General features: G+C 44.8%; 10 protein-coding genes. 4 read left to right on the forward strand and 6 right to left on the reverse strand.

Features of this window, described 5'->3' with window-relative positions:
• From AWV70_RS16175 to AWV70_RS16185, 3 genes are all read right to left on the reverse strand, one after another.
• The coding region (locus AWV70_RS16175; protein WP_060209345.1) for an amidohydrolase at positions 1-821 on the reverse strand (821 nt) is incomplete at its 3' end.
• Between the two features lie 114 nt (positions 822-935).
• Positions 936-2,222: a murein biosynthesis integral membrane protein MurJ gene (gene murJ, locus AWV70_RS16180; protein ID WP_060209346.1), complete on the reverse strand. Its 1,287-nt coding sequence runs from the start codon at positions 2,220-2,222 to the stop codon at positions 936-938.
• Complete coding sequence (locus AWV70_RS16185; protein WP_060209348.1) at positions 2,219-3,319, reverse strand: glycosyltransferase; 1,101 nt, start codon at positions 3,317-3,319, stop codon at positions 2,219-2,221. Before AWV70_RS16185 ends, murJ begins: the two co-directional genes overlap by 4 nt.
• A gap of 367 nt (positions 3,320-3,686) precedes the next feature.
• On the opposite strand from AWV70_RS16185, the gene AWV70_RS16190 reads away from it, so the two are divergent.
• From AWV70_RS16190 to AWV70_RS16200, 3 genes are all read left to right on the forward strand, one after another.
• Positions 3,687-4,589, forward strand: coding sequence for a C40 family peptidase (locus AWV70_RS16190; protein WP_060209350.1), 903 nt, complete (start codon positions 3,687-3,689; stop codon positions 4,587-4,589).
• Positions 4,590-4,728: 139 nt separating this feature from the next.
• Positions 4,729-6,444: an N-acetylmuramoyl-L-alanine amidase gene (locus AWV70_RS16195; RefSeq protein ID WP_060209352.1), complete on the forward strand. Its 1,716-nt coding sequence runs from the start codon at positions 4,729-4,731 to the stop codon at positions 6,442-6,444.
• Positions 6,445-6,633: 189 nt separating this feature from the next.
• The gene (locus tag AWV70_RS16200; protein ID WP_060209354.1) at positions 6,634-8,799 is read left to right on the forward strand and encodes a 5'-nucleotidase C-terminal domain-containing protein; all 2,166 of its coding nucleotides are present in this window, start codon (positions 6,634-6,636) and stop codon (positions 8,797-8,799) included.
• A gap of 46 nt (positions 8,800-8,845) precedes the next feature.
• On the opposite strand, the gene AWV70_RS16205 is transcribed toward AWV70_RS16200, so the two are convergent.
• Together AWV70_RS16205 and AWV70_RS23880 are read right to left on the reverse strand one after the other, a co-directional pair.
• Positions 8,846-9,925: a CapA family protein gene (locus AWV70_RS16205; RefSeq protein ID WP_060209356.1), complete on the reverse strand. Its 1,080-nt coding sequence runs from the start codon at positions 9,923-9,925 to the stop codon at positions 8,846-8,848.
• Positions 9,926-10,048: 123 nt separating this feature from the next.
• Positions 10,049-10,222, reverse strand: a complete 174-nt coding sequence (locus AWV70_RS23880; protein WP_160327674.1) for a hypothetical protein — start codon at positions 10,220-10,222, stop codon at positions 10,049-10,051.
• 47 nt (positions 10,223-10,269) lie between these two features.
• On the opposite strand from AWV70_RS23880, the gene AWV70_RS16210 reads away from it, so the two are divergent.
• Positions 10,270-10,584 carry a hypothetical protein gene (locus AWV70_RS16210; protein ID WP_201024383.1) on the forward strand — a complete coding sequence of 105 codons (315 nt, stop codon included), beginning with the start codon at positions 10,270-10,272 and terminating at the stop codon, positions 10,582-10,584.
• Here the strand turns inward: AWV70_RS16210 and AWV70_RS16215 are convergent.
• The gene (locus tag AWV70_RS16215; RefSeq protein WP_060209360.1) at positions 10,577-11,518 is read right to left on the reverse strand and encodes a nuclease-related domain-containing protein; all 942 of its coding nucleotides are present in this window, start codon (positions 11,516-11,518) and stop codon (positions 10,577-10,579) included. The two genes, AWV70_RS16210 and AWV70_RS16215, sit on opposite strands and share 8 nt — an antisense overlap.
• Between the last annotated feature and the right edge of the window lie 310 nt (positions 11,519-11,828).

An 11,828-nucleotide genomic window follows, 5' to 3' on the forward strand; every position in this document is an offset into this window, starting at 1 on the left:
GTGTAATCCGACCAGTTCAATTCGATGTCCACGTCGTATAATTGTGCAATCGAATGGATTCCAGCAGCAATGCGTTCCTTCAATTCATTCAGCACTGAGTTCGACTGTGCCCGTGCATCGATAGCAAACAGTGCATTCCCCGGAATGATGTTCAAACTTTCGCCGCCCGCCTGGACTTTCGTCAGTTTAGCGGAATACGCTTCGTATGGAGAGAAATAAATCGTCTTCAGGAACTGTCCAATCGCGAATACTGGATCGAGCGCATTTTTCCCTTGCTGCGGCCTTGCACCATGGGCGTCGATCCCTTTCACTTTTCCCTCAAGAAAGATCGCGGCGCCATGATGAATCGCAGGTGAGATCTTGCCAAAAGGGATCTCTTCCTGAGGCCGAAGATGCACGCCAAATAAATGTGATACGCCATCGATGGCTCCCCTTTCGATCATTGATTTCGCACCATTCCCTTTTTCTTCAGCAGGCTGGAAAATGAAACGGATGCGGCTCCCTATTTGCTGTTCCTGCAAATAGGAGAGAGCGCCGAGCACCATCGACATATTGGCGTCATGCCCGCATGAATGGTTCGCTCGAAAAACACCGTCCACCTCTTGCCAAAGTGCATCGATATCGGCACGTACAGCGATAATCCGGTCTCCACTCCCGATTTCCGCCACTACACCGGTCACATCATCGAATGTATGATGCTGCACATTCATCTCTGTAAGAATTCCGGATATTTTTTTCGTCGTTTCGACTTCTTTCCAGCTGATTTCGGGGTTCTCATGAAAATGGGTGAACCATTCCCGTATTTGTTTTTCCGTAGACATGACAATCTCTCCTATTCTAGTATCTCCTTTTATTCAGAATAGCGTAAATCAGCATGGAACAACAGATAAAAATATCCCGCACGCAGTCGAACCGCGGCGGGATATGCGTATCGCTTACAGCTTCCATTTTACTCTGGCATAGATGACGAGCATGAGTAAGTTGATGGCTGAGCTGATGACCGTACCGTATGCAATCGCTGTAGCACCCATTGAATCGATCAGCCAATAGATGATTGCGATATTGATGCCGAGAACGCTGATCAAGCTGAAAATGACCGGCAACATCGACTTCCCTTTTGCATAATAAAAACGGGTCACGTATGTATTCGCAGCCAAGAAGAACATCGACAATGCAAACACTTTGAAAATCGGCACGGTAATCAATACCGATGCTTCGTCGAATTTCCCGCGCTCGAAAATAAGCCGGACGAGCGGATCTGCGAAGAAATAAGCGATTGCTGTTGCCGGGGCAATCATCCCCGCGAGTAATAGCATCCCTTTTTTATATAATTTGCGGATCGTCTCATGATCCCCTTCGCCTTCCTTCTTGCTCAACATCGGATAGATAACGGTCGTGACAGCTGTCATCATGATCGCTTGCGGGAAGTTGCTCAATTTGGATGCATAATTGACAGCCGAGATGGCTCCTTCGCTTAATCCTGCGGCAGCGATTCTATGAATGAATGCGTAGAATTGCATCGATGCGCCACCTAATAGGATCGGCAAGGCAATGATCCATACTCTTTTCACATCTTCAGACTTGCCTAATGTCGGCTTCAATGAATACAATTTGCTGCGTTTAATTCCAGCAAATAAGAAAATACCCATGAGCATCGCACTTAGCAATGCCCCGATTCCATATGCAGTTGGTCCATACCAAGGGACGAGCGGCGCGGAAATGATGACAAATGCAGCATTATAAACAAGGATTGCGATGCTCGACAGCTTAAATTTGTCGTTCAGATTCAATAAACCGCTTAGCCATGTCGATAGGACAAGAATAACTGTTGAAGGCATCATCCACAGGAATATGGGATACGCCAAATCGAATTGTTCCGGTGTCAGTTTATTTCGGAATGCTAGCTGTAGCAGTGGCTCAGCGAAAATAACAGCTAACACTGTAATCGTTGTTGCAGCCATCAGTACTGAAGTGAACATTCTCCGGACAAAAATAGCTTTATCGGTTTTCGCTGAATGATAGACGGAAATGAAAGCCGTCGTCAGCCCGCCCCCCAACACGAGATAAATGAAATTCGGTATCGTGTAAGCCGTCGCGATAGCATCAGCAGCCGCGCTCACGCCGAACTGTTTCCCAATGACCATTTCACGCAGGAAACCGAAAAGCCGCGCAACGATATTAATGATGGCTACTGTACCGATAATCTTCATCATTCTACTCATTTGTCATTCTTTCCTTTCGACACAGCGTCATAGATCGTCGTCAATCGTTCGGCAATGACATCATACGTATGTCCAGCAACTTTCTCGTCCGCTATTTTCCGCCTCGCTTCCGCTGGCTCTTCCAGCGCTCGTTTCAAACCATCCGCAAGAGACCCTGGATTTTTCGGGTCAACGAGAATACCGGCTTCATTGCCAAGCAGGAAGGATAGTCCTCCTACATCGCTTCCGACAACCTTTGTTCCGACTGCCATCGCTTCGAGCGCAACTAGACCGAATCCTTCATGATGGGAAGGCAAAACGAAAACGTCTGCCGCGGCAATCCATTTTGCGATTTTCTTCTGCGGCAGCGGTTCTTGATGAGAGATGCGAACATCTTTCGACAGCAACCGTTTTGCCAATGTATCCATAAACCGTTCATCTTTACTCGAGCCAATCAAATGAAGAGCAGCTTCGGGATGTTTTTTGCGGACAATATCGAATGCATCCACAAGATCGAGCACGCCTTTCGCCTCGATCATATTCCCGACAAATAATAGAAGCTTTTCGTTCGAAGGGATACCAAGCTCTTTACGTGCTTCCTCCTTCGGCATGGGATGGAAGATCTCCGTATTTACGCCCATGCTCATGACATGGACACGCTCCCCCTCTACTCCGAACGTTCCGACGACATCCTGCTTCAATCTTTCTCCTACTGTGATGACTTCATCCGCCCCCTGCAGGACTTTTCGTGTGTAGCCCGCTATCCGCTCGCTTTTCGTGGCCATTTTGTCGATATCGCCACCGTGCACGGTCACTACATAAGGAATGCCGAAGAGCTTCTTTCCTACTAATGAAAGGACTCCTGTCGGAAATGCGTAATGCGCATGCGTCAACGATACATGTTTTTTATTCCGAACTAAAAAGCCTAGCGACTTCAGGAACCAAACCAAATATTTTTTCAAAGTGGCGGCCTTCCCTTTTCCCGGCTCATCAATGGCAATGAGATCCACTTGAATTCCTTTTGAGCGCAATAGCTCCACTTGGTTTTTAACGAAAATACCGAATGTCGGATGCTTCTCCGAAGGGTACATATTGCTGAAAACAGCGATTCTGCGCATTTATATATCATCCAATCTACAGTAAGTCTTTACTACATACACATTAAACGATTATACCATAAGATTGTTCCTTACATTTTTGTAACACACCTGTCATATTTCGTTTTCTCCATTCAGAAAAAAGGGGTGAAATACCTAAATAATTGTCGTTTTTTGATGAAATGCAGTAGATTTTCATTACAAATAATGTTTCCTACAAAATTCACCCTTTAAGAAACGTTGATATGAGCGCGTTTTCGACATAAGTCTGTCGATGTAACGTTATTGTAATGTAACTGTAACCGAAATGGAGGTTTAGCTATGGTAGGATATTCTCAGATAAAAGCACACTGTATACAAACGTGCGAAAGGGGAATTTGGGAACCATATGAAGAAACTGTTTTTCTCGTTTTTGGCATGCTTTTTGTTAGCAACGTCCGTACCAGCCATGGCCTCAGCGAATTCACCGACTTCGCTCGTCAGTACAGCGCGGACCTACATGGGAACACCTTATGCCTATGGAGGCACAACCACTTCCGGATTCGACTGCTCAGGATATACGCAATTCGTCTTCAAAAAACAAGGAATCAACATTCCAAGATCGACTGGCGAACAGTTTGCTATGGGAACAGCTGTTAAGAAAAGCGATCTTAAAACCGGAGATCTCGTCTTCTTCAACACTTTCGGAAACAGAGTCTCTCACGTCGGAATCTATATCGGTTCCAGCAGATTCATCCATGCTTCGACATCCAAAGGTGTCATGATTTCTTCCGTCAACGATCCCGCGTACTGGGGCAAACGGTATTTGGGCGCCCGCCGCGTAGCGGATTTCAATCATGAAAAAACAGTCGCCTTCGAAGAATCGACGGCAGCTGAGAAGACTCCTGTCTATGTTTCTCGCGCCAAAATAGCAGAGACTCTCGTGACAGAGCTAGGACTTGAATCTGATGCGAACAAGGTAACATTTTCCGATGTCGCTGCGGATCATCCGCAATACGATTCCATCACAAAAGTTGCAAGCGCTGGACTATTTTCCGGCAATGAAGGAAAATTCAATCCCGATGAATCATTGACTCGTGCACAAATGGCAAAAATCATAGTGGAAGCGTTCGAACTTCAAGGTTCTGCATCAACTTCCTATACTGATGTACCGGCAGATCATTGGGCTAATGAATATATCAATATACTAGCCTATAACAATATTGCTAGCGGATATGAAGATGGATCATTCGGTCTTAATGACAAGTTGACTGAAAAGCAATTCCAGAAGATCCTTGATCGTCTCCATTAATAACCTAAAAAAACCAGGTGTTCCGTTTTATTGGACACCTGGTTTTTTTCGAAATAACTCTATGAAAATAGTAAATTTCTTATGGATTTACAAGATGAACACTGGTAAACTTAATCTACATCTATTATAGGAGGACATCATGAAAACGTTTAAATGGGCAGCTATTGCTTTACTGTTTTTCGCTCTTGTTTCCATCGTCCCTGGACATTCCTCGGCGCAGTTCAAATTCTCGGATATCTCACCTGACAAGGAATATTTTGATCAAGTACATTACATAGCGGAGCTTGGCATCGTCAATAAAGCCGATAAGTTCAATCCCGGCAACAATCTGACACGAGCACACGCAGCAAAAATGCTTGTCATCGCTTCCGGAAAAAAAGACATGCCTACACCAAACGTCCAATTCAAGGATTTGAAGCCCGGCACTGAGCAATATGAGTTTGCCAGCCGTGCAGTCGAACTCGGCTACTTCAAGAAAAAAGCCGATGGAAGTTTCGGGCCGAATGAAAAATTGAAACGGGATGAAATGGGCTACGCCCTGTCCGTCGCTTTCAATCTTTCTCAAAACATCACTGTCGACCGGCCGCTCATGCTCACCGATATGAAAGACCATCCATTTTCTAAGGAAATCAACGGTTTGTATTATGGTGGCGTTTCACAAGGTGATGCCGGCAAATTCCTGCCGAAAGATTACTTGACACGTTCGCAATTCGCATTGTTTGTTGCGCGTGCTTTGAATGATGAGTATAGGCTTACTGTCAAATTGCCTGAACAGACTTCGCGGACTTATTTCGCGAAAGTGTCAACTGGCGGCGACAATTTGAATGTCCGCACACATCCTGCAGTAACGGGTGATGTCGTAGATCGATTGAAAGATGGTGAAATCGTCGAAGTCATAGGACAAACAGGTGATTGGCTGCTCATCCTCATTAATGGCAATAACGGATACATCCATAGCCGTTATACGGTTGAAGTCGGTTCACAAGCACCATCTGATGATGATGATGTCGCTACAGAAGAACCGGAAGAGCCTGAAGTGTCCGAACCGGAAGACACTGAACCTGAGGAAGAGTCGGACAACCCCTCCCCTACAAACGGATTGGTTGGAAAAGTGACTGCAAATGTTTTGAACGTTAGAAAATCACCTGATGGTACATCTGCTGTCGTAGGAAAGCTCTCCCTCAACCAAAAGGTGGCAATCGAATCAATAAACGGGAACTGGGCTAAAATTAATTTGCAAAGCGGGTCCGGTTATGTTCATAAAAATTATTTGAAGCTCATCAACCAGACGGGCAATCCATTGAAAGACCGGATCATCGTTATTGATGCCGGCCACGGCGGAAAAGATCCTGGTACTTTGAAGAATAATTTGACTGAAAAAGAGATTGTATTGAAAGTATCAAAGCTCGTTGAAGGCAAGCTGAAAAACGCCGGTGCAAAAGTTTTGACGACACGCTCAAGTGATGCATATTTGACATTGGAACAGCGCACTGATTACGCCAAAAAACATTATGCAGAAGCATTCGTGTCCATCCATGTCAATTCGGCAGGCTCTACATCAGCGAAGGGATCGGAAGTTTACTATGATTCTTCCACTAATCCGAACGCAACGGAAAGCCGTTTACTAGCGAACAAAATCCAAGAAAACTTGGTAAAAGGCGCTAATATGTCCGATCGTGGAGTTAAGGACCAACGCTTTTATGTTATTCGGAATAACAATGTAGCTGCAGTACTCGTCGAGCTTGGTTTCATTACAAATCCTGATGATTTCAAGAAATTATCGAGCGAACAATATATGGAACTTTACGCTGAAGCAATCTATCAAGGGCTTGTACAATACTACGCAGCACAATAACAAATTATGCCGGAAAGAAGTGATTTCACTTCTTCCCGGCTTTTTCTATGAATTATAAATTTACAAAAAATTAATTTGTCCTTTAATAATGGTAGTGTTACAATTTATTAGAAGACGTTTTCGCCTTTATTCCAGCTATGCAAGTTAGGAGTATTGATGAAGAAAAAACCCATTAAAGGAAGGTGCATTATGTCAAAGAAGTATTTTAAAGGCGCGGCTGCGTCCATGTTGCTGTTCAGTATGGCGGGATTGACTCCTGCTGCCGTTTCTGCAGAAGAAGCGTCAAAAGATTTTTCAATGACGGTGTTCCACACGAATGACACCCATGCGCATTTGGAGAATATCCCTTACTTCGCTGCCCTATTGAAAGAGAAACGAGCAGAAGTTCCACACAACGTTCTTTTGCACGCTGGTGACGTGTTCTCCGGAACCCTTTATTTCAATGAATTCCAAGGACAAGCTGACCTTGCATTCATGAACTATTTCGGCTACGACGCCATGACATTCGGTAACCATGAGTTTGACCTTGGAACGTCTGTAGATGGTCATAAAGGGCTGGCTGACTTCGTTAAAGGAGCGGAATTCCCATTCGTTTCTGCTAACGTCAATTTCTCTGCGGACAGCCATTTTGACGGTCTGCAATCAAGGGAAGTGACTGCTGAGCCTGAAAATGGAAAAATCTTTAACGGAATCGTTAAGGAAGTGGACGGTGAGAAAGTCGGTATTTTCGGTTTGACGACTGAAGAAACGGTTGCCATTTCTAGCCCTGAACAAATTGAATTCACAAATTATATCACTGAGGCAAAAGCTGCAGTAGCGGCATTTGAAGAGATGGGTATTAATAAAATCATCGCATTGACGCATATCGGTTTCGACGATAACGCGGCAGTCGATAATGATCAAGAATTGGCTAAAAATGTCCCTGGCATCGATATTATCGTTGGTGGTCATACGCACTCTAAATTAGAGGAACCAAAAGTGATCGAGGGTGAATCAGGACCTGTTGTCATTGTACAAGCAGAACAATACCATAATTACTTAGGACAATTGGATGTCACGTTCGATGAGAATGGTGTCATTAAGGAATACAATGGTGTACTTCATGCGGTTGATACGAAAGAAGGCGAAAAAGACGCTGAAGCTGAAGAATTACTAAAGCCTTACTATGATCAAGTTGACTCTACGATGACTTCACCGACTGGCGGAGTCGCAGAGGTTTTCTTAAGCGGTCTACGCAACCTTGGCGGAGTTCGTGCTGGAGAAACCAATCTTGGTAATATCATTACAGACGGTATGCTTGGAAAAGCGAAAGAGATCGACCCTGACGTTTCTATCGCTTTCCAAAATGGCGGCGGTATCCGTGCTTCCATCGATAAAGGCGAAGTTACATACGGTGATGTCCTCACTGTTCTTCCATTCGGCAACAACCTCGCAATCATGGAATTGAGCGGAGCGGAACTTCGTGAGACATTCGAGCATTCTGTAAAAGAATATCCGAAAGAAAACGGTGGTTTCCTTCATGTTGCTGGCATGCAAGTCATCTTTGACGGTACTGCAGAGCCGGGCAAACGGATTGTTTCATTGAAAATTGCCGGTAAAGAAGTAGAAGCTGACAAAATGTACAAGGCAGCAACGAACGTTTTCACTGCTAGAGGCGGGGACGGCTTTGAAGCTCTTGGCAAAGCATATGAGGAAGGCCGTGCAAGCGAACCTGGTTTCAGTGACTGGGAAAACCTTGCGGATCATATTAAATCGTTAGGCAAGATTACAAATGGACTTGAAGGACGCATTATCGCAACAGTTCCTTACGATGACGTATCTCTTGGCCATTGGTCACATCCGTTCATTTCGGATTTGTATTACCGAGACATTTTGGCGGATAATTCCACTTTCAAACCAGGCGTGCAAATCACCCGCGCTGAAATGGTCTCTTGGATCGTCAAAGCGAACGGACTGAAAGCTGAAGGTAAAGCACCATTCTCTGACCTTGACGGACTTTCCGACGATTTGAAAGCTGACATTGCAGCTGCTTACGAGAATGGCATCATTAAAGGTACTGATGGTAAATTCAATCCGAATGATAAAGTGACTCGTGCACAATTCGCTTTGATTCTTGAGCGTGCGTTTGAAAACTACACTGGCGAGAAATATACGGCTTCTGCGAAAGCACCTTATTCCGATTTCGGCAACTACGCTGAAGATGCGGTAAATGCGATTTCCATGTTGCATGAGCTAGGAATTGCTACTGGCTATGATGGTAAATTCATGCCGGATCAATTCACAACACGTCAACAAGCTGCAAAAATCGTTTCAAACTATATTTATAATACGAAACAAGTGAAGAAAGCCGAATAATCACATGAAAATGCCCTCTGCACAATCCTGCGCGGAGGGCATTTTTTCATTCAGGCAGCAGGCCGACATGCTCCGCTACCCACGTTTCATCAAAACTGGTCTTACCACCAGCATCCTTTAATGGCACGACAACGAATCTTTTATTCTCATCACGGATGACAGCCGTCGGAAAAAATGTCGACTTCTCCATTTCCATAAATCTTCTTCCCGCCAATTCAATTGTCGATATATGGACTTTCGCAATGCCGCCAATATTCGTCGAATCGAATTGTTGCGCAGAGTAAAAGTTTCCGAGCGAATAAAAAACTTCCGTGTTTCCGATTTTCTCATAGCGTTGCAAAACATGTGGATGGTGACCGAAAATGATGTCAACGCCTTGTATTGACATCCACTCGGCGAGCTCTTCCTGCCGGGCGGAAGGCTGGAGCGCATACTCGTCACCCCAGTGGATGGAAACGACGAGTACATCTACTTCCCCTTTCATTTCCTGAATTTCCGCTTCCATCCGTTCTTGATTGATCAATGATACCAAGTGGCCCTTCCCTTTCGGAATTGCGGCACCGTTCAAGCTGTATGTATAAGCGAGAAAGCCGATGCGAATGTCTTTCACGTCAAAGATGCGCTTCGTCTCACGATCTTCCACGGACTCATACGCACCGATGTAGGACATTCCATATTCCTTCATATGTCCGATCGCCTTCAATAAGCCGATTTCCTTTTGATCGAGTGTATGGTTATTCGCTATGGACAGCAGATTGACTCCATTTGCTTTCAAGTCCCTGATGATATGCTTCGGACTGTTGAATTGCGGATAGCCTGACAACCCAAGCTCTGCTCCCCCCGGCAAGGATTCCTGGTTCGCAAGCAGAAAATCGGTGCCCGTCATCTGGTCTTTCACGGCACTGAATGAGGTGTCGTAGTTATCGTATGTATAGAGCGGGTAATGCAATAGGATGTCTCCTATCATTCCGATTGTAATGTCGGTTGATGTTCCGGTCAGGTCCACTTCTGCCTGATTGCTTTGGAGCATGGCAAAGTCATCGGGATGGATGATTTCTTCTCTATTATTTATACAGCCGGTTAATAAAAAACCGCATGCTATGGATGCTATAGCAAAACGTTTCAAGCAACTATCCCCAGTCATAAAGTAGTAGTTTCTTTTTCCACTATACGCTACCGTTGAAAAATATGGAAGATAGAAAAAACCTATGCATCGACGTTAGGATGCATAGGTCTCGTATTGTTTCACTTATTTATTATCCGACGGAATTTCTCTGCATTCCGTCGAATTCTGGAATTGCGTCACTTGCTTTTCCGCGTCTTGTTCGGGCTCGAAGTCCGGATAGTTGGCATTCGGCATTCCTGTGAACGCTTTGCCCTTTTCGTCATGAGGATTTGTTTGGAAACGGTTGTCTTTCATCATGAGCAACTCCTCCACTTTCATGTCTTACCAGTACGATACCCACAATCGTGGTTTTTAACCAGCGTTCGAAGGTCGTCTTGAATGTGGGATGGCTCGCTTTGGACGCGCGGAGGATCCATTTGGACGCGGAGCAGTTTGCTTTGGACGCGTGGGAGCTCCATTTGGACGCGGAGCAGTTTGCTTTGGACGCGTGGGAGCTCCATTTGGACGCGGAGCGGTTTGCTTTGGACGCGTGGGAGCTCCATTTGGACGCGGAGCGGTTTGCTTTGGACGCGTGGGGGATCCATTTGGACGCGGAGCGTAGGATAAAGAATGACGCGATTAAAATAAGCTTTTATCAAAGCGTTTCAGGAATCATCTAGTATAAAATGCACTTCTACGATTTCCATTTAGGACAAGGCCAGAATTCTTCAATAATCTCTTTGCAATAGGCTGATATTCAACGCCCGAAAACGAACGAAATTGACGATTGGTAATTCTGTTGTCCATTAAATAAAACCAATCATCAAGTAGAGGCAGATGACAATCTACATCACTGTGCAAACAGCCTGGACAATGCCATTTCTTCGAACGCCACTTCATTCCTTTACGATTGCACTCCGGGCAGATAACTCCTGTGATTATATCCTCTGTCGCTATGCTCAATGTCTTTGTTAATGGAAAAGGATTGTATTCTTGGTGCGAATCCACCATGATACGGCCGATTTCACGGATTCTGTTTCTACTCAATAAATTTTGGCCGATTATCATGTTATACAATCGAATCGGAATTTCGTGTGTAAAAAGGATTTCGATATTCGTCTCTTCTTCGATGAATAATTCGTTTGTATAGGCGAGTCCAACCATCCCTTTAATAGGAACATCAATTCCTTTATCCTTCAACCATCTGCCTATGAATATCATCTTCCTCTCCAGCTCTGTAATCGGACTTTGAATGACTTTCCGGTCTTCCTTGATTTCTTGAATGAATTGCGTCGGATTTGCTTTGACGGTGAGTTTCCCGCCAAGATTCTTAATTTCAAAGATGATAATTTCATCTGGCTGGATCAGTACGGAATCCATTTGGAAATAAATTCCATTATAGAGAAGGCAGATATCATGTAGTAGACCAAACGGATAAGTTGGGCGGAACTCATTAATATGCTTGTCAAAATTCAATTCGCCTCCGAATCCGGCCCTTCTTCTTCTGAGGTCTTCCTCGATTACCGCATATTTTTGGTGGCTGTTTGGCAGCCGGCTGATTAATGACTGCAATCCTAGTAAGGACAAGGGTTCACTCCGTTTTTTGAATAACATATTCTCACCTCACCTGCATTGTATCATTACGTAAATAATCTCAAATTGGGGGAATTTTGATTTTGCCCTGATATCCGGGATTTTATTTGATTTTTGGTACCGAAAGGGGGTATAAAATGTTTTTTTCAGGTTGGCTTTGGACGTGCGACGGATTCCTTTGGGTGCACGACAGCTTGCTTTGGACGCGAGACCGTTCGATTTGGACGCGCAGGAACTTCTTTTGGACGTGCGACGAATCACTTTGGACGCGCGGCAGATTCCTTTGGACGTGCGACGGATCACTTTGGACGTGCGGCAGATTCCTTTGGAC

This window comes from Sporosarcina koreensis (genome assembly GCF_001531445.1).
In the GTDB taxonomy this organism is placed as follows: domain Bacteria; phylum Bacillota; class Bacilli; order Bacillales_A; family Planococcaceae; genus Sporosarcina; species Sporosarcina koreensis_C.